Annotated in this window: 18 protein-coding genes and 1 CRISPR repeat array; of the genes, 4 read left to right on the forward strand and 14 right to left on the reverse strand. The window is 28.3% G+C overall.

The window, feature by feature from the left end; all coding sequences use genetic code 11:
* The first annotated feature begins 483 nt into the window (after window positions 1-483).
* Together METVI_RS0103680 and mptA are read left to right on the forward strand one after the other, a co-directional pair.
* Window positions 484-1713 (forward strand): ArsR family transcriptional regulator, encoded by a 1230-nt coding sequence (locus METVI_RS0103680; protein ID WP_004591458.1) that lies wholly within the window; start codon window positions 484-486, stop codon window positions 1711-1713.
* Window positions 1697-2638, forward strand: a complete 942-nt coding sequence (mptA, locus tag METVI_RS0103685; protein ID WP_017981042.1) for a GTP cyclohydrolase MptA — start codon at window positions 1697-1699, stop codon at window positions 2636-2638. The genes METVI_RS0103680 and mptA overlap by 17 nt, the downstream gene beginning before the upstream one ends.
* Here mptA and metG read toward each other — a convergent pair.
* From metG to METVI_RS0103745, 11 genes are all read right to left on the reverse strand, one after another.
* On the reverse strand, window positions 2631-4544 hold the full coding sequence (gene metG, locus METVI_RS0103690) for a methionine--tRNA ligase (protein WP_004591459.1): 1914 nt from the start codon (window positions 4542-4544) through the stop codon (window positions 2631-2633). The two genes, mptA and metG, sit on opposite strands and share 8 nt — an antisense overlap.
* A gap of 6 nt (window positions 4545-4550) precedes the next feature.
* Window positions 4551-4997, reverse strand: a complete 447-nt coding sequence (locus tag METVI_RS0103695) for an adenylyltransferase/cytidyltransferase family protein (RefSeq protein ID WP_017981043.1) — start codon at window positions 4995-4997, stop codon at window positions 4551-4553.
* Window positions 4994-5284, reverse strand: coding sequence for a phosphoribosyl-ATP diphosphatase (gene hisE / locus METVI_RS0103700; RefSeq protein WP_004591461.1), 291 nt, complete (start codon window positions 5282-5284; stop codon window positions 4994-4996). Before hisE ends, METVI_RS0103695 begins: the two co-directional genes overlap by 4 nt.
* On the reverse strand, window positions 5281-5697 hold the full coding sequence (gene ribH, locus METVI_RS0103705; protein ID WP_004591463.1) for a 6,7-dimethyl-8-ribityllumazine synthase: 417 nt from the start codon (window positions 5695-5697) through the stop codon (window positions 5281-5283). The genes hisE and ribH overlap by 4 nt, the downstream gene beginning before the upstream one ends.
* Before the next feature lie 151 nt (window positions 5698-5848).
* Window positions 5849-6244: direct repeats of the CRISPR family, unit length 37 nt; unit sequence GTTTCCATCCTTGTTTTAATGGATAAGCGATTCAAAC.
* A 411-nt stretch (window positions 6245-6655) separates the two neighbouring features.
* A complete protein-coding gene (locus METVI_RS0103715) occupies window positions 6656-8146 on the reverse strand; it encodes a hypothetical protein (protein WP_004592274.1) in 1491 nt (496 codons plus the stop codon).
* Between the two features lie 57 nt (window positions 8147-8203).
* Window positions 8204-9346 (reverse strand): type III-A CRISPR-associated RAMP protein Csm5, encoded by a 1143-nt coding sequence (gene csm5 / locus METVI_RS0103720; RefSeq protein WP_017981045.1) that lies wholly within the window; start codon window positions 9344-9346, stop codon window positions 8204-8206.
* A complete protein-coding gene (gene csm4, locus METVI_RS0103725; RefSeq protein WP_004592276.1) occupies window positions 9343-10416 on the reverse strand; it encodes a type III-A CRISPR-associated RAMP protein Csm4 in 1074 nt (357 codons plus the stop codon). The genes csm5 and csm4 overlap by 4 nt, the downstream gene beginning before the upstream one ends.
* A gap of 25 nt (window positions 10417-10441) precedes the next feature.
* Window positions 10442-11215: a type III-A CRISPR-associated RAMP protein Csm3 gene (csm3, locus tag METVI_RS0103730; RefSeq protein ID WP_017981046.1), complete on the reverse strand. Its 774-nt coding sequence runs from the start codon at window positions 11213-11215 to the stop codon at window positions 10442-10444.
* Window positions 11216-11231: 16 nt separating this feature from the next.
* Window positions 11232-11684: a type III-A CRISPR-associated protein Csm2 gene (csm2, locus tag METVI_RS0103735; RefSeq protein WP_004592279.1), complete on the reverse strand. Its 453-nt coding sequence runs from the start codon at window positions 11682-11684 to the stop codon at window positions 11232-11234.
* 2 nt (window positions 11685-11686) lie between these two features.
* A complete protein-coding gene (cas10, locus tag METVI_RS0103740) occupies window positions 11687-14248 on the reverse strand; it encodes a type III-A CRISPR-associated protein Cas10/Csm1 (protein ID WP_004592280.1) in 2562 nt (853 codons plus the stop codon).
* Window positions 14249-14341: 93 nt separating this feature from the next.
* Complete coding sequence (locus METVI_RS0103745) at window positions 14342-14731, reverse strand: gamma-glutamylcyclotransferase family protein (protein WP_017981047.1); 390 nt, start codon at window positions 14729-14731, stop codon at window positions 14342-14344.
* A gap of 59 nt (window positions 14732-14790) precedes the next feature.
* Here METVI_RS0103745 and METVI_RS0103750 point away from each other — a divergent pair, with 59 nt between their 5' ends.
* Entirely contained in the window at window positions 14791-15534 is a 744-nt protein-coding gene (locus METVI_RS0103750; protein ID WP_004592602.1) for a sugar phosphate isomerase/epimerase family protein, read from the forward strand.
* Here the strand turns inward: METVI_RS0103750 and comC are convergent.
* From comC to METVI_RS0103765, 3 genes are read right to left on the reverse strand one after another with little or no spacing between them, the layout of a single operon-like run.
* Entirely contained in the window at window positions 15522-16556 is a 1035-nt protein-coding gene (gene comC, locus METVI_RS0103755) for an L-sulfolactate dehydrogenase (RefSeq protein ID WP_004592609.1), read from the reverse strand. The two genes, METVI_RS0103750 and comC, sit on opposite strands and share 13 nt — an antisense overlap.
* 10 nt (window positions 16557-16566) lie before the next feature.
* Window positions 16567-17082 (reverse strand): tRNA-intron lyase, encoded by a 516-nt coding sequence (endA, locus tag METVI_RS0103760; RefSeq protein ID WP_004592610.1) that lies wholly within the window; start codon window positions 17080-17082, stop codon window positions 16567-16569.
* On the reverse strand, window positions 17054-17920 hold the full coding sequence (locus METVI_RS0103765; RefSeq protein ID WP_004592611.1) for an ATP-binding cassette domain-containing protein: 867 nt from the start codon (window positions 17918-17920) through the stop codon (window positions 17054-17056). Before METVI_RS0103765 ends, endA begins: the two co-directional genes overlap by 29 nt.
* 69 nt (window positions 17921-17989) lie before the next feature.
* Between METVI_RS0103765 and METVI_RS0103770 the strand changes: the two genes are divergently transcribed.
* On the forward strand, window positions 17990-18754 hold the full coding sequence (locus tag METVI_RS0103770; RefSeq protein WP_004592612.1) for a 4-phosphopantoate--beta-alanine ligase: 765 nt from the start codon (window positions 17990-17992) through the stop codon (window positions 18752-18754).

Below are 18754 nucleotides of genomic sequence, written 5' to 3' on the forward strand. Positions count from 1 at the left end.
GAGATTTTCTCAAATTATCTTTCCAATGTTAACATATTTTTACCAATATTTATATTTTTCTCAAAAATTGAAAAAAATATTCTTCCTTTTTGAAAATAAAATAAAATTAATATCAGTTATGTACTATAAAAAGTTTAAATTCATAGTTTTTATATCAAAAAAATCTTAGATTCATAATTTTTAGAATTTCAACTTTTAATAATTTTCCTAGAGGAAAAATTCAAGAAAACTTTATTTCATAAGAATAGTATATAAAGTTTTTAAAATTTTTTAAAGTTTTCTTCTGAGCATTTTTAAGCATTTTATTAAACATAATTAGCTTAGATTCACAATAAATGATATAAAATAAAATTAGATTCATGAGATTTTTAATATTAAAATATATTACCATAATCTTAAATATATAAACTAATAAATAAATAGATTCGAAGTTTCGAAAGCTATATAACCTATACCACTAAAATTATACCCAAAGGTGGGATCGTGGATCCTATAGAGTTTATACAACAGTCAGCATGCTCTATAAAAAACACAATGTATAAGCTTAAATTAAAATACAATCCATTTTCAGAGAAGCCAATAAGAGGAAACACAAAATTTTTTGTGGGAAGGGTTAGTGAGCTTAGAGAAATTGGGGAAATCTTAGGAGCAGCAATGCATGGTAGTGTAGCTAATGCAGCCATAGTAGGAACAAAAGGTATTGGGAAAAGTTCAATGCTGAATATTATATATTATGCTACAAAAAAGCAAGGACATTGGGTAGTTGAGCTTACGGCATCTCAGATAACTCCAAGACAGTTCCTTATCCAACTCTTATATAACATATTAATTGAAAATCTTATATCTATAAATGGAACAATAAAATCAGATTATATGGAACACTCTCAAAGAATTTTAGAGATGTATAAGAGATTGAATAACTATGGTGATAAAGTACCTATACATTACCCAAGAGAAAGGATAGAGAGGGATTTGGAATATTTAATAAATGATGTTAAAGATGAGGATAAATTATGCATAATTCTTATTGATGAAGCTGACCAGTTTGCTAAAAAAAGCTGTTTATCCCTATTGCAATTTTTCCATTCATTTTTATATGAGGAAAATATTTTAGCTTTTTTTGCAGGCTCTCCAACATTAATGGATGATTTAACAAAAATATCTCCTCCAATAAAAGATAGAATTCCTAAAATTATAAATATGCCACCATTGTCAAAGGATGAATCTTATGATTTAATCAGAAGGAGGTTAGAAGACGCACATATAGATGGAGCTGATACATTCGAGCCATTTACAGAGGATGCTATAGATATGATAGTTGAAGAGTGTGATGGCATTCCAAGAAAGATAATAATGACCTGCTCAGAATCTATATCAATAGCTATAAAAAAACACTTAAGGAAGATAGATGAGAATATAGTTAAAGAGGCTTTACATCACCTTGGAATAAGTGTAGGACATCAAATTTTAAACCATCTAACCCCTGCACAGTCTGAGATTGTAAAGGCAATGGCAAAGCTTGGAGGAGCTGCTACAGTAACACAGTTAGCAGAGTATTTAAACAAATCCCCAAGCACTATAGGTACTCATCTATCTGACATATATGAGATGGGCTATATTTATAAAGAAAGGGATAAAAACAATGTTTATTACAAACTCTCTAAGGAATTGAAAGATGTGTTATTGGGTGAGGATAATGAATTGGAGTTGTGATATTCAGAATTTTGAACCTGATGTTAAAATTTCTTTAACAAGAGTGGGTGTTAAAAATTTAAAAAAACTTATTAGAATAAAAAGGAAAAATAAAAGGCCAATAATACTATTATCAACATTTAATGTATTTGTTAATCTCCCAAGTTCTCAAAAAGGAATACATATGTCAAGAAATCCAGAAGTTATTGAGGAGATAATAGATTCTGCTTTGGAAAAAGACAGTTATGAGATTGAGGAGATAGGGGCTGAAATAGTAAAAAAGTTATTTGAAAAGCATAATTATGCTACTGAAGCTGAGGTTATTATGATTAGTGATTTTATGGTTAAGGAGAAATCACCAGTATCAAAGAAGCTTTCTCAGGAGGTTCATAAAATTATAGGAGGGGCTAAAGGAAGAAAGGAAGGGGAGAAGATAAAGATAACAAAAATAGTTGGAGCTGAGGTTATAGGGATAACTGCATGTCCATGTGCTCAGAATTTAATAAGAGAAATCTCAGCAAAAAATTTAATGAAGTTAGGATATAGTAAGGAGGAGATAGAGAGGATATTAGATGCTGTTATATTAGCAACTCACAATCAGAGGGGAATTGGTAAGATAATATTAGAAATACCTGAAGGGTATAATGTTGAGATAATGGATATAATAGATATTATAAAAAAATCCATGAGCTCTGAAATCTATGGGATATTAAAAAGAGATGATGAAGCTTATATTGTAGAGAAAAGTCATAAAAATCCAAAATTTGTTGAAGACTGTGTTAGGGAGATGGCTAAACATATTGTGGAAAAATTCTCTTATCTCCCTGATGATACTAAAGTTGTGATAACTCAAATAAATTTAGAGAGTATTCATAGACATGATGCATTTGCAGAGAAAAAAGCAACATTAGGAGAATTAAGAAAAGAGCTCTGTGAAATTATCTAACTTTACTACCTTCTTTTACATCTCTATCTACTGTTAATAAGCTAACTGTTTTATCATCTTCAGCAGCTAATATCATTCCCTCTGATGTTATACCAAAGATCTTAGCTGGTTTTAAATTACAAATAACAATAACTTTCTTGTTTATTAGCTCCTCTGGTTTATAATACTCTTTTATTCCAGAAACTATTTGCCTCTTCTCATTTCCTAAATCAATTGTAAGTCTCAATAGTTTCTTTGAACCTTTCACTTCTTCAGCTTCAACAATCTTTCCCACTCTTAAATCAATTTTTTGGAAATCTTGAATATCAATAAATTCCATATTATCTCCTTTTAATTTGTTTTTTAATCTTTCTATATCATCATCTTCAACCTTTTTAAATACAATCTTTGGCTTCTTTAACTCATTACCCCTAATCTCTATATCTAACTCTTCATTCATTATATCTAAAATCTCTTTAGATTTTTTTGGCATATATGGGTATAGGAGATAAGCTATAGTTTTCACTAACTTACAGCAGACATAGAGGATCTGTTTTAATCTATCTTCACTCTCAATATTCCAAGGTTCCATTTTTTGGAAGTAACTATTACCCTCTATAGCTAGGTGCAATACATTAACCAAAGCTTCTCTAAATTTAAAACTCCTTATATTTTTATCATATTCATCTAAAGTTTTCTCTATCATATCTAATATTTTCTTGTCTTCATCTTCTAAACTATCAACTACAGGAACTGATTTAAACTTTCTATATGTAAATGTTAACACTCTATGGGTAAAGTTTCCAATAATATTTATAAGCTCATTATTTATCTTATTTTTAAACTCTTCAAATGAGAAATCACTATCTTTGAATAATGGTGATGCTATAATTAAATAATATCTCAAATAATCAGGTTCAAACACCTCAACAAAATCTTTTACCCAAATAACCCATCTTTTACTAGTACTCATTTTTTTTCCTTCTAATGTTAAATACCCTCCAGCAATAACAGATGTTGGTAGATTATAACCTTTATGTGCAATTAACATCCCAGGCCAAAATACAGCATGATGAACAATTATATCTTTTCCTATAAAATGATATATCTTTGTATCTTTATCTACCCAATAGTTTTCTTTATTTATCATTTTTGTGAATGATATATATCCTATAGGAGCTTCTAACCAAACATACATTACTTGATCACTACCAGGGATTGGAACTCCCCAGCTAATATCTCTTGATACATCCCAATCCCTTAATTCATTTATCCAATTCAATGCGAGATTCCTTACATGTTCAGGCATCTCTTCAGCATTTTTAATATATCTCTCTAACTCTTCTTTTAAAGCACTAAGTTTGAAGAAATAATGAATAGTTTTCTTTATTACAGGCCTATTTCCACAGATAACACAGTATGGGTCCTTTAATTCTATAGGTTCTATATGTCTCCCACAACTTTCACAGTGATCTCCTCTAGCTTCTCCACCACAGTATGGACAAGTTCCTTCAACATATCTATCTGGTAAGAATTTTTTACAATTTTCACAATAAAATTGCTCTATCTCCTTTTCATAAATATATCCATTTTCCTTTAATTTTAAAAAAAACTCTTGAGCTGTTTTTATATGTATATCACTATGAGTTTTCCCAAATACATCAAATTCAATATTTAAACTTTCCAAATCTCTTTTTATTTCATTATGATATTTTTCAACTATCTCTTCAGGGTTTTTTCCCTCTTTTTCAGCAATTAATAAAATAGGAACTCCATGATTATCTGTCCCACCAACATGAATAACTTCTTCCCCTTTTAGCTTAAGATATTTATATAAAATATCAGCAGGTATGTATGTGCTTCTAACATGGCCTAAATGTAGAGGGCCATTTGTATATGCTAAAGCCGTAGTTATTAGATATTTCATAATCTTTCACCTAATTTCTTTATTGCAAAATCTTTTAACAATTTCTTTAACAATATCAAAAGAGCTATGAAATGGACATTTTTTATATTCATTATATCTCACAACTTTAACATCTAACCCATATTTTTTTAATTCTTCTTTTAATTCCTCTTCATCAAATGTTTTCTGATCAGGACCAAGGACAATGATATTAGGCTTTATCTTCAATATGGGTTCTAATTTGTTATCTAAACTACCTAATATAGCTCTATCTACAGGTTTTAATGCTTCTACCATTTCTCTTCTTTGCTCTTCAGGAATTATTGGTTTTCTTCCTTTAATTTTTTCAACTGTTTTATCCCTTGCTACAATAACAATTAATTCATCCCCTAAACTCTTAGCAAATTTTAAAAATTCATAATGACCTGGATGCAGTAGATCAAAAGTACCTGCGGCAACAACAACCTTTTTCATTTTCTCCTTCTTTCAAACTCTTTTATTAACTCATCCAAATCTACTCCACTGTATGCTAATAACACCATCACATGAAAAATAAGATCAGCAGATTCTTTTATTATCTCTTCTTTAATGTTATCTTTTGCAGCTAATATTAATTCAGCAGCTTCTTCTCCTATTTTCTCACATATCTTATTAATAGCTTTTTTCTCATCATCAGTTGTTAATTTAGCTACATAAGAACCTTCTGGTTTTTCTTTAATTCTTTCTTTTATAATATTGAATACTTCATATAACATATTCATTCCTCTAAAGCTTTTAACCTTTTAACCATTTTTACAGCAGCTTCAACAGCTCTCTTAGCATAATCTACTCTTTCATGAGCCTGTAATCTTGTCATTCCAGGTCCTGATATCCCTAATGTGACAGGTTTATCATATTGAACAGAAAGATCTGCTATCTTTCTTGCTGCATTATGGACAACTATCTCATCATGCTCTGTTTCACCCTCAATAACACATCCAATAGCAACTACAGCATCAACATCATCTTTTTCTAGAAGTTTTTTTATGGCTAATGGCATGTCAAAAACTCCTGGAACATAGAGTTTATATTTTATCTCAGCTCCTAAAAATTCTGCATGCTCTTCAGCTAGTTTTTCCATCATATATGTTATATCTCTATTGAACTCTGCAACAACCAAAGCTAATTTAACCATAATGTTATCACCTAATTTAATTTTTATAAAAAATTCTTTATTTTTTATTTAAAAACTTTTTTTATGAATAAAAACTTAAATATAATATAATTTCAATGAACTTCTATTCAAAAATAGAAGTCTTCTTTTTCATCCTTGTTAGTTTTCATCAGTTTCCATCCTTGTTTTAATGGATAAGCGATTCAAACTCGAGATTTCAGAATTTGTTAGTGATGGAGCAGTGTTTCCATCCTTGTTTTAATGGATAAGCGATTCAAACCTGATTTAGGAAACATTGGATTTATTTATGATTTTTGTTTCCATCCTTGTTTTAATGGATAAGCGATTCAAACAGGGCTTAGGGTTTACAAGGAAATTTTGAGAATGAAGTTTCCATCCTTGTTTTAATGGATAAGCGATTCAAACGGGTTCAACTTGGTGTTAGAGGATACAATCAGTGTGTTTCCATCCTTGTTTTAATGGATAAGCGATTCAAACGAGACAGTATAAAGGAAATGATTACTGATATAAGTTTCCATCCTTGTTTTAATGGATAAGCGATTCAAACCCTACGCAACTACTAACTATATTCACTAAAACTCCTATATAAATCTTTCTTTTCCCATGCGATTTTTCTTACTACCTAATTATTAAAACCTTTATAAAGTTAAGAAAGATTATGCAAATTATTTATAAATATAACGCACAACTGTATTATAAAATATAAACAATTATAGCTTATCTAACTAAAATAAAAACAAACTAAACATAAAACTATAAAAATAAAAATAAATATCTAAAATAATTAAAAAATCTCAATTTTAATTAGAAAAAATCAGTAATACTTTTTCCCGATTTTCTCATACAAATTTTAGCAAGAGGGTATATAAAGGCAAGAAAAGTTAATTAGAGAAGTTAATATCTAATATTAAATTAATTAAGAAGTACTCTCCCTTTAATGAAACTTTTTATTATTTCTTTAATGTATATTCCTTAAAACATCTATGGCATGTTTGCACATCACATTTATTTTCCTAAATAAAATCTTTTCTTCATCCCAATCTATTGGATTTTTTCCTCTCCAAATACCCAAAACTTGAGAGATAGGTTTAACATGTATCTTACCAAAAACTATTGAAGAGATATAAATTAAATCTCTTACATTTTCCCATTTAACTAATTTTTTAAGCTCTCCAAATTCTATATAGATTGGAATTATATCTGGCAAATATTGTAGATTATGGGTAAAATTCTTGTCAGAAGTTAAAATTAGCAATTTTCCTTTATGTTCATCTGAAAATTTAATAAATGATTCTTTTATATTATTATCCCATACACCTTTTCCAGGGATAATGATGGCATTCCTATTATTTAATAACCTTATTTGTGATAATCCTAATTTGAATATTCTATCAATTGAAGATGGTTGATTTATAAAATCTCTATCTTCACAATCTTTAATCTTTCCTCTTTCATTGGTTAGTTCATTTATAACACATTGAGATATAACAAAATTTGGAGATATCTTTTCTCTCTGCTTATCTAAATAGTCAATTATTTTCCTTGGTATTTGATTTATTAGTGCATTTGTGTCAAAAGTTATATAATAAGTCTCTTTTTCTTTTAGTTTTTTAAATAACCATTTATAAAACTCTTCTTCATTAAATTCTTCCTTCTCATCATCATAAACAATAAATTTAATCTCCTTTAACCCAGAAGCATTTAAAATAGTTTCAATACTCTCACAATCACCAACATAATAACTTAACTTTAAATCTTTATTTATCTCAACCTTGGCTTTGTTATCATTCTCATATAATGAGATTGCTGCAAACTTTTGGTTTTCTACCTTAATTTCAAAATTGGATTTTCCAAATAAAAAATATTGGTTAATAATAGCCAAAATTTCCTTTCTGCTAATGGCTAAATCCTCTAACTCCTCTTTTTTTAAAACCTTGTTATCTTCTTTACCATCTGATAACTCACTTATAAACTCATGTAATTCTTGAATTGAGAAAGGAATTAAAAAGAGAGGGTAGTTTATATAACCCATATCTTTTAAATGTAGATAATAAACTTTATCACACTTATACTTATTTTTTCCATCACTAACCCCCTCAATACCAGCAAACATTGAGAGAGCGCTCATAAACTTCCTTCCAGGAGTCATATCTATTGCTACTTCATTTCCTCTCTTTTTTTCTTTAACAATTATCTCTTTTAGTGCATTAGAAAAATCCTTAAAGTCATCTTCACTTACTTTATAACTTTCATCTACATCAATATTAAAATTATATGATTCATTTAAAGATTTTATATAATTTTTAATAATCTCTTTATTTTTTTCCACTTTATAATTCCATAACAAATACACCTTATCTGGGATATAACCTTCTTTAACTATAGCCATCCATAGAGTATTAAAAACTGCTAAAGGAGAACTCCCTACAGTACTTATCCAAACTCTCATTATTTCACCAAATAAAAGTTTAAAATTTCTAAAACTTTGTTTGTACTTTCCATAATTTTAATTAACCTTTTCCAATTTTATCCATCCTAATGGAGAGCTAATCCTATTGTGCTTAACATAAACTCCAACTGTAGTTGGAAAATCTAAATAACTTTTAGCATTTTGCCAAGTTTGATATAACTTATATTGTGGATTTCTTGGATTAATTTTTCCTTTAGGTTTATATAAATCTAAGAAAAATTGTCTAATTTTATGGAATAGAATATTATTTTGGTCATTTTTCCATAATAATGGGTAGATAGTTTTATTTAAAAATCCTCCTTCAAAACCAAGGTTAATATATATAGCATCATTCTTTTCAATATCTTTTTTTAATTTTTCATAAAATTCCTTTAGAATAATAGGGAGATCTCTTTTAATTTCAAAATCTACAACAGTTTTGGAGAAGTTGTTGCACAACTCTTTAATTATTTCAAACTTCTCATAATCATTTTTTGGGTTAAAATTCTTATTTAATCTATTGTTAAGTTCTTTAAAGAATTCTTCTTCAACTTTTAAGTTAATTATGAACTCTCCTTTGGTCATTCCTTCTAAATAATTAGGAATTGTTAGTTTTTTCTTTTTTATATGCCATCTTTTTGTTAAAATAAATTTAAATTCCTCTCTTTCTAATTTAATACTATCAGAGATTTTAAGGTATTTAAAGAAATCATCTCTAATATCTCCTATAGCCCTTCTCTCTATTTCTTTTCCTTTATTATCTATTTTTTTGTTATCTAATATTTTAAATATCTCAGAAATTTTTCCATCATAGTAATTAAATAAGTAGGCTGTTCTTATAGCCCCTTTTATTGAACTACCAGGGATATATTTTCTATTATTTTGATGAATAAATTTTTTTACCCTTGTTCTACTATCTTCCTTTATTTCAGATTTTATTTTATAAACAACATAATCTTCAGCACAAAGCCCAACTCTCTCTAAGATATCTTTAGCATTGGTCTCTACTCTATTTCCTATAGACTTTTTTACAATATAATCTGATATCTCATCTATGCTTTTTAAATTTCCCAAAACCTCTAAAGCCTTTTCAATATCTACTATATGAGCAATATTATTTTCAATATAGTAATCTAATGGTGTATATTCCTCCCCACAGCCAATAAATATTGGTGTTATTAGAGAGCATTTTAGCATCATTTTTCCACCAGTGGTAGAGTTATTGGTTTCCCATGAGTATATACTGGATGGATATTTTCAGAGCTATTTTTAGGTTTAACATCTTTTACACACCCTTCAAATGCCTTAACTACAGAACCTTCAGATAAAGCCATTAATGACCTTCTATGCTTAGTTACTAATTCTGGCTTAGTTGTTGAATAAATGTATCCTCCAAGTTCTAAAAGTTTATAATATTTAATATTACTAATCTCATCTTCTTTAGGAATTCCTACACCTAAAAGAATATTTAGTTCTCCTTGAGTATTAAACAATTCATTAAAATCTTTAAATTTTTTTATATCTTTTATCTCAACCTTTTCAAAATGACCTGCTCCTATACTTCTCTTTCCCCCTAAACCCTCATCTTCAATCAATTTTATACTTGCTTGAATCTCTTTATTTAAATATTCTGGATAATCAATAATAAAATAAAGCTCCACATTTTTATCAAATTTGATAAACTCTACCTTATAGAGCTGCCCTTCAGCAGGTCTTTCACAAATCCTATCTATTGTGTTCTTTTCCTCATCATATGCTTCAAATAATTTTTTGATTTTTAATTTATTTTTTATCTTATTAACTTCTTCTTCTGTAGCAAATATTCCATTAACTACTCTTTTATTAAAATATCTATCTAAATCATCCTCAAATAGAGAATCAATATAACAATTATTTTCTTTGAGTTTCTCCATAACTATTTCTTTGTAAGCTTTTAAAGTAACAAATTTAATTTTCTTTATATCCTTAGGTTTGATATTTTCATAAACCTCTTTTTTTAGTAGGTAAAATATAGGATGTTCTGGTTTAGGTAGAAGGAAAATATCATCTATTTTAATAAATAATGATGATAATCTTAAATTTTCAGCCAATTCCTTAACTTTTTTATTTATTTCTTCCTTATAATCTTCCCCATACAATAAGACAAAGTTATTAACTATGGCAGAAAATAAATTTGATGAATGGAATATTATATCACTCTTTTCCAAATCACCACTACCAAAATGATACTTACTATTAACACTTGGTTTTAAAATAACCAACTTTTTCATTTTATCACCAAAAAAAGAATAAAACTTAATAATTCCAAATTTCTTCTATTTTCTTTTCTAATTCATCTAAATCTTTAGCTTCTTCTTTTTCAGCTTTTTCATTCCCTTCATAATATTGTTTAGGCCTATTTACAATTTTTAATTCCTTAAATTTAATTTTACCATATCCCCTACTTCCAGAACCTCCTAAGTAGTCATCCTCTAACAACTTCATCCCAGTTATTAGCTCTTTTAAAAGTTCTTTATCATTTTCTTTGTACACATTGAAGACTATTTCAAATTTAAATTTACTTCCAGCAACTACCCTCTCTGTATTTCTTACCCCTCCTGTAATTGTTGTTCCTTTCAATCTATCAATAGTATTTTCTACCTTTATCTCAAGATAATCATGAATTTCTTTACCTTCTTCTACTTCTATATATGCATCTCTAAATATCACCCTTCTTGGCTCTTTAATCTCTTTTGAATTATGAGGTCCAAATAACTTACAAATATTACAGTCCCCACAGCTACAAGGTAAGTAACCTCTATTGTCATTGGTGTATTTTCCCTCTTTTTTCTCTAATAAACACCTTATTTTTCCTTTTAATGAACTTCCTGGAATTAATATATTACCAAAAGCATCTTTAATTACTGGGTTGTCAGTACCTCCAATTTTTAAAGTTTCTCTAAGCCCTCCAATATGTAATCCTGTCAATAGCTCAATAACTCCTGAAATTATAACTTTTCCTTTTAATGTGTATATTTCATTATTACCCTGCTCATTATTATTTTGATTCATTGTCTGCCCAAAAACCATAAACTCAACACCTCATTTAGTTTTCTTTACCCCCATGTAGTTTGTGATATGCAATAACAGCTTCAAAGAAGGTTTTGAAATTATTAAATTTATTTAAATTATCGATTCTATCAATAATTTCTGAAAACGTATCATGTAACTTTTTTAATGCTATTTTTTTACCTTTATTAGTCTCCTTTCCATAAGTATAAGCCATCTTTGGTTTTAGAAGAACTAACTTTTTATACCAATCTTCATTCTCCTTAATTTTCAAAACATAATCATAAAATTCTCTAATTTTTGTATTTGGAATACTAAGTATTTCATTAGCAAACTTCTCAGCAATTTCTACCATTTTATTAGCATTCTCACTTGTAATGTTTAGAATAATATCAATTTCTTTATCATTCAATACAATTTCTTTTTCTTCCTTTTTTCTATTACCTTCTCCTCTTTCACCTTTAAGATTTTGATATCTACTGTAACCCATATCTACCCCCTCCACTTAAGCTCAGTTATCTTAGCAGCAACTTTAAGATCATTTAGGGATAAATCTATATTTTGGAGCAGCATTTGATGCACTTTTCCTTTGATATAATCTTCTAAGAATTTAACTTTCTCATAGTTATTTTTGTAATTTCTTTTGATGTAGTAGAGTAATCTCCAATAGTAAGGAAGATAGAGAATGGTCTCACCATTCTCACCTTTCTTCACAATTTTATTTAGCATCTCTGCAACAACTTGAGAGACATGCAAGATTCTTTTTTTATTGGTGTCTTTAATTAATTCATTAAATTTATCCTCTAAAATATCTTCATTGAACTTCTCACAATATTTTTCCAAGCTCAGCATTTCATTTATTAACTCATTTTCAAGCTTTAACTCTCTCTCAATATCTTTCAATTTCTCCCAAAATCTAGGGATATATTTAACCTCTAAATCCCAATTTAATGAAGTTGAGAATATAGATAAAGAATTTTTCTTTATACTATTGATTTCATTATCTTTAGCCCTCTCAAGCTCTTCTTCAGCAAATTCAACAGCTCTTTTAAATTTAAATTTTGGACTGGTTAAGTAGATTCCAGCACTTAAGGTAATAAATGGATTGTAGCAAACAAATTCTTTGAAATCTTCTCTAATTTTTTTGGCTAATTCCCATACAGCATCCCATGAACCAGTTATTAAAGTATCATCTCCTCCAGCATAGATTAAGTAAATATTATCCTTAAACTCATGTTCTTTTCCTTCCTTATCTTTGAATTTCCCAGTTTTTATTAAATAGGGTATATATCCAGTAAAGAACAAACTTAAGAAGTTGCTTAATGTACTCATTCTTGATATTGAATCTAAATTCTTAGATTTTTCATCTTTGTTATTCTTTATTATTTTTAATCCTTTAGTAAATAACTCCCCTAAATTATCAACATCCATCTTTAATACAGCTATTTTCTTTGTTCCAGTCCTTTCTTCAGCTTTTTCAGCTAGTTTATTTAAATCTAAAATCTTTCCACTCTCATCTAATGGAAATGATATTGGGAAGATTTTAAATGGAATTATTAACTCTCCATTGTCATCAGGCAAATTATACTCATCTAAATAATATCTGAAGAATTCTTTTTCTTTACTATTTTTGACATTAAGCCCTCTTTTAAGGTCTTTAATAACTTCTATATTTTCAATTTCTTTTAAACTAAATTTATTAGAGTTTTTTAGGATTTTTGTAAGCTCGATGAATGATTTACAATATTTACATATATAACCTTCAATTTCAGGATCTTCTCTCTTCTTATCTTCATCAAGCTCTATCCCACAAATTTCACATCTCTCTGGCTTTCCTTCATCTATATAATCAAATATTTCCTCTAATTTATAGTCAAACCTTCTTAACTTTCTCACTACTGTTCTGTCTGAAACTCTCTTCCAAACATCTGAAAAGTTTAAAAAATCATTTAAACTAACATCTTCTTTGACTAAATAAACATAAACTTTAGTTTTAAACATTTTAAAAAGAATATCATTTATTTTCTTCTCAAATTCCTCAATTTTTCCATCATCAACTTTATAACTCAAAATATAGAAATGCCCCCCTCCACAGAATAGTATGTTAGCTATTGGTAAATCTAACTCTTTACAAATATATCTTGCCAAATACTCCATTAAAAAATCTAAGTAAAAGCTCCTTCCTCTCAAAGTTTTTGCTGCATATTTATTTTTAACTGTAAAAATAAAGTCTTGAATTCCTGAAATGTCTCCATGAATAAGGCAGAATATTTTATCTTCCCAATTTTTTCTTTCTAAGTATTCCTTTAATTTTTTATCATTTATTTTTTCATTTTTATAAAGCCTATAGAGGCATGCTGCAATTGCACAGGTTGTTTTTAGATGATCATATAAAGAAATGTCTGGATAACTACCTTTTATTTTTTCACGTTCCCAAAATGTAGCGGAAGGTATGCACCAAGTATATTTGTATAAAAGTTGCAGAAGTTCTTCAAAACTGACATCATTTTTATTTTTAAAATCTCTTAAAGCTGTTTCAAAGTCACTAAATAAATTAAGATAGCTGTCATTTGGATGAGGTTTAGTTGTAAAAATAACATTTTTATCTAATTTTAATTCATTAAGTGGATATTTATATCCAATTTTATATAAATTTTCTAATATAATTTCACTTTTAATATAATTTAAAACATTTGCAGTCTCAAAAATTGATAACAACTTTATATCTTTTCCATAACCCTTTAAAACTTCACTTTCTTCAACAGTTTTTCTCTCTCCACTACTTAACCAATCAGCCAATCTTACTATTCCTATAACACCATCTTTTATTTTGTTGTTGTGATGCTCTTTAACAATATCTAAGATTATCTTCTTTTCTTCATTACTTAAAAAACTTAAAAATCCATCATCAAACAATTTTTTTAAATAATTATAGCCTTCAATATCATGTTTTGGTGGTTTTTTAATATTTTTTTCATCCATAATTTTTCTTTGAACAAACTTACCAATATCATGTAATAAAGCCCCTATAACAACTGCTCTATAATAATTCATACCACCACCAAAATAGTTAAATTTCAACTTCTTTAATATGGTAGTTAGAATTTTTAATATTTATAATTAACTATTTTTATATAGTTTAAAAAATTATTTTGTTTTATTATTTGATAACTTTATACCTAAGTAATATTCTAGATAATCCCCAGATTTTACTAAAATTCCATAAGGTTCAGGATAGAAGTATAGCCAAGCCTCTATCTCTTCCCCATTTTCTAAGATTATTGGGACTTTCTTTCTTCTATAGCAATGAGGATGATCTTCAAGAGCATCTATCTTTTTTAAGATCTCTTCATCAACCTCATAAACCTCCCCAACTATATGAGACACCTTCTCATCTTCCACAACATAGGGGATTATATCAGCATACATAGCATATTTTTCTTTAGTTCTACCTTTTCCAATGAATTTTGAGTTTTTTAATAACTTATTATTCCAAAAACCTCTCCTTAAAGTTCCATAGACGAAGATATATTGCATAATTTTCACCCAAAACAATTTTATAGGGTTTATAAAATATTTTATTGATAAGTGGTATCATGATAGGAGTGTCCATGTCTGTCTTTATTAATAGTGATTATACTTTAGAAAGAGCACTGTCTTACTTAGAAAATAAAGTAAAGTGGGTTGAATTATGTTGTGATGGTAATGTTAATGTTATGGGTAGAGAAGAGATAACTGAAAATTTTAATTTAAAATACACCTTACACTGCCCAATTGCTGATTTTAACCTTTCTTCTTATAGGGAGAAAATAAGAAAAAGTAGTTTAGAATTTATTAAAGATGTATTAGAAACTGCTACAAAGGTTAATTCAGAAGCACTTATTATTCATCCAGGATTTTATATTTTTAAACATGATTATGACAAATGTTTAAAAAGTTTAATTTTAAGTTTGAAAGATCTAAATAAACTTCAGAGTGAATATGGGATTAATATTTTTATTGAAAACATGCCATATGATATGTTTATGTTTAAAAATCCTGAGAAAGAGATAATAGAGAATTTAGGGGAATTGGAAATATGTTTTGATATAGGTCATGCATTTATTAATAATAATATAGATAAATTTTTAGCTTATAAGGATTTAATTGGTCATGTTCATATACATGATAACAATGGTCATGCAGATGAACACCTACCAATAGGTTTTGGGAAGATAGATTTTGAAAAATATAAAAAAGATTTAAAGAATATAAATGGAATTAAAATTATTGAGCTACATTATAAAAACTTTGAAAATTTAGAGAATTGTTTAAATAAGCTTAAAAATTATTTAAAATAATCTTCAACATTTAAACCAACTTCTTTTAAGATCTCTTTTAGTTGTGCATATAATACTTCATCAATTTCTATTCCTTCCTTATTTTTTATTTTATTTCTTTCTTCTATCTCTCCTGGAATTAAAATTTCATGATCTTTCATAGGCTTTGATGTTTTTATTTCCTCCATTAATTTATCAACTTTCTTTTTAAATTCTTCCTTTCCCATGAAGAAGTCAGGATTTATGACAACAAACAGATCTCCTTTTGTACATCTTTCCTCAGGATTAGCTGTTCCTTTCACTCCCTTTCCTACTTCAGCTCCCCCTATAGCAGATAACATTTCAATAGCTAAGGCTAATCCATATCCTTTAGCCCCACCAAATGGTAATATACTTCCCTCCAATGCCTTTTTTGGGTCATCAGTAATATTTCCATCTTTGTCAACAGCACATCCAAAAGGTATTTTTTCCCCTTTTCTTAATGCTTCAAATATCTTACCTCTAGCTATGGAAGCTGTTGCCATATCTAATGAAAACTTATATTTATTTCCTCTAAATGCTATAGCTATTGGATTTGTTCCTAATATCTTTTCTGTTCCTCCATAGGGGGCCATTGCAGGTTCAGTGTTTGTTATAACTATTCCTACCATATCATTTTTCATAGCCATTTCAGCATAATATCCAGCTATTCCAAAATGATTTGAATTTACAGTAGCCACTGCTGATATTCCATAATCTTTAGCTTTATCTATAGCTAAATCCATAGCCTTTTTTGCCACCACTTGACCAAAACCTAGATCTCCATCAATAACTGCTGTAGCTTTTTTATCCTTAATTATCTTTATATTTGGCTTTGGGTTAATATTCTTTAGCTTTAATCCTTTAATATATTGTGGAAACCTCCCTATTCCGTGTGATGAAAACCCTTTTAAATCAGCTTCAATAAGAACATCAGATACTATTTCAGCATCTTCTTTGGGCACATCATATCTTTTTAAAACATCAATTATTAACTTTTTAGCTTTTTCAGGTTTTATTAACAATATACCACCTTTAAGGTTTTATAAATGCCATATTGTAATAAACTATATCTCCATCATTATCTACTATAGCTATTAATAACTTCTTCCTAACAGAGTGTGCTACCCTAACAAAGCCTGTAAGTTCATTAACTGTTATCCTATCATCTTCAGATAGAACTTTTACTAAATAAGCAGAGTGTTCTTTTTCAATATTAGCTCCTCTTTCATAAAGTCTAAAGTCAGCTCCATATTTTAATCCTGTTTTAACAATATACCCTCTACTTCTAAGGTCTTTATATGTTAAATATTTTAGACATAATCTCTCTTCTATATTTTTAGCATAATTGTATAGCTCCTCAAAAGATAGAATTTTTTTGTCTTTAACTTCCAACCATCCTAAATTAACCAAATATAAAGCTTCTACAAGAGATAGAGAAAGAAAGTTGCCTTCAAAATTTCCATAATGTTTTGACAAAAGTTTATTTATTCCATTTTTGTCAAATATAACCACTCTATCCTTATCTAACATCCCCAAGATTTTTCTCATGATTATCACAATTTAGAGCTTCTAAAAGATTTCTTCTAACTTCTCCTATAGTATACCCCATCTTTATATTTTTCTTATCTTTTTTATTTAATATCTCTACAAGATGTGCAACCCTTGGTAACCTAAGATTAGCTTTTCTAATTGTTTCTACATCAGAAAAAACATCTTTTGGAGTACCTTCTTTTAATATTTTACCTCCATACATCAAATATACTCTATCTGCATAAACTGGAACAAGATCTACATCATGTGTTGATATGATAATAGTTATTCCTTTTTTATTTAAATCATATAATAGCTTCATAATCTTTGATGCTCCTAAAGGATCTAATCCTGCTGTAGGCTCATCAAGAATGATGATTTCTGGTTCCATAGCTAATATTCCTGCAATAGCCACTCTCTTTTTTTGACCACCACTTAATAAATGTGGAGGTTTGTCTTCATAACCTTCCATACCTACAGCTTTTAAAGCTTCTTTAACTCTTCTTTCAACCTCTTCTTTAGGTAAGCCTAAATTTAGAGGACCAAAAGCAACATCTTCCTTAACAGTAGGTGCAAAAATCTGATCATCAGGATTTTGAAAAACTATTCCTACAGTTCTTCTAACCTCCATAAGCCCTTTCTTATCATATCTTATAGGTTTTCCTTTAATTAATACTTCTCCCCTTTTTGGCTTTAAAATACCATTAAAGTGTAGAAATAGAGTAGTTTTTCCTACACCATTTGGGCCTAATAGGGCAATCATTTCTCCTTTTTTTGCTTTAAAATTAATTCCTTTTAAAACTTCAGTACCATCTGGATAAGAAAAATATAAATCTCTTGTTTCTAAAACATACATAATAGCACCGCTAAAATAATTTTAACATAATTCAAGATAATTTTAATATTTAACAGTTTTGGTGATCATATGATTCCAAAATCTCATCCAAGATATGAGTCTTTAATGAAGAGGGAAAAATTAGTTGATGCTTTAAATAGAGGGATTTTAGCTAAAGCAGGATTAATAGCACATGGTAGAGGAGAGACTTTTGATTATTTAATAGGAGAAAAAACAACAGAAACAGCTTTAAATGCTATAAAAGCTGCTGCAGCATTGTTAGTTTTAGCAGAAAATCCTATAATAAGTGTTAATGGAAATACTGTAGCTTTAGCTATAGATGAGATAGTTGAATTGGCTAAGGAACTAAATGGAAAAATAGAGATTAATCTATTTTATAGAACAAGAGAAAGAGAGATTGCTATAAAAAATGAATTTTATAGAAAATATAAAGATGATGTTGAGAGTGGAAAAATAAAAATCCTTGGCTTGAATGCAAAAAAGCAAATACCAAATTTAGATAGTTTGAGGGGTAAAGTTTCAGAAGATTTTTACAATGCTGATGTAGTTCTAGTACCTTTGGAGGATGGGGATAGAACAGAGGCTTTAGTAAAAATGGGTAAAAAGGTTATAGCTATAGATTTAAACCCTCTTTCAAGAACAGCAAAGGCTGCTACTATAACTATAGTTGATGAATTAACAAGATGTTTGCCATTATTGATAAAATATGTTAGAGAGTACAAAAAAGTTAATAGAGATGAGTTAAGAAAGATAGTTGAAAATTTTGATAATAAAAAGAATCTAAAAGAGACTTTAAATTATATAATTGAAAGGTTAAAAAATATTGAATTTTAA

The organism is Methanocaldococcus villosus KIN24-T80 (assembly GCF_000371805.1).
Taxonomy (GTDB): Archaea; AGJL01; Methanococci; order Methanococcales; family Methanocaldococcaceae; genus Methanocaldococcus; species Methanocaldococcus villosus.

Bases quoted from the DNA above. Each gene is read 5' to 3' on its own strand.
- mptA (WP_017981042.1), top strand. From the start codon at position 1,697: ATGAATTGGAGTTGTGATATTCAGAATTTTGAACCTGATGTTAAAATT.
- metG (WP_004591459.1), bottom strand. From the start codon at position 4,544: ATGAAATATCTAATAACTACGGCTTTAGCATATACAAATGGCCCTCTA.
- METVI_RS0103695 (WP_017981043.1), bottom strand. From the start codon at position 4,997: ATGAAAAAGGTTGTTGTTGCCGCAGGTACTTTTGATCTACTGCATCCA.
- hisE (WP_004591461.1), bottom strand. From the start codon at position 5,284: ATGAATATGTTATATGAAGTATTCAATATTATAAAAGAAAGAATTAAA.
- ribH (WP_004591463.1), bottom strand. From the start codon at position 5,697: ATGGTTAAATTAGCTTTGGTTGTTGCAGAGTTCAATAGAGATATAACA.
- METVI_RS0103715 (WP_004592274.1), bottom strand. From the start codon at position 8,146: ATGAGAGTTTGGATAAGTACTGTAGGGAGTTCTCCTTTAGCAGTTTTT.
- csm5 (WP_017981045.1), bottom strand. From the start codon at position 9,346: ATGATGCTAAAATGCTCTCTAATAACACCAATATTTATTGGCTGTGGG.
- csm4 (WP_004592276.1), bottom strand. From the start codon at position 10,416: ATGAAAAAGTTGGTTATTTTAAAACCAAGTGTTAATAGTAAGTATCAT.
- csm3 (WP_017981046.1), bottom strand. From the start codon at position 11,215: ATGGTTTTTGGGCAGACAATGAATCAAAATAATAATGAGCAGGGTAAT.
- csm2 (WP_004592279.1), bottom strand. From the start codon at position 11,684: ATGGGTTACAGTAGATATCAAAATCTTAAAGGTGAAAGAGGAGAAGGT.
- cas10 (WP_004592280.1), bottom strand. From the start codon at position 14,248: ATGAATTATTATAGAGCAGTTGTTATAGGGGCTTTATTACATGATATT.
- METVI_RS0103745 (WP_017981047.1), bottom strand. From the start codon at position 14,731: ATGCAATATATCTTCGTCTATGGAACTTTAAGGAGAGGTTTTTGGAAT.
- METVI_RS0103750 (WP_004592602.1), top strand. From the start codon at position 14,791: ATGATAGGAGTGTCCATGTCTGTCTTTATTAATAGTGATTATACTTTA.
- endA (WP_004592610.1), bottom strand. From the start codon at position 17,082: ATGAGAAAAATCTTGGGGATGTTAGATAAGGATAGAGTGGTTATATTT.
- METVI_RS0103765 (WP_004592611.1), bottom strand. From the start codon at position 17,920: ATGTATGTTTTAGAAACAAGAGATTTATATTTTTCTTATCCAGATGGT.
- METVI_RS0103770 (WP_004592612.1), top strand. From the start codon at position 17,990: ATGATTCCAAAATCTCATCCAAGATATGAGTCTTTAATGAAGAGGGAA.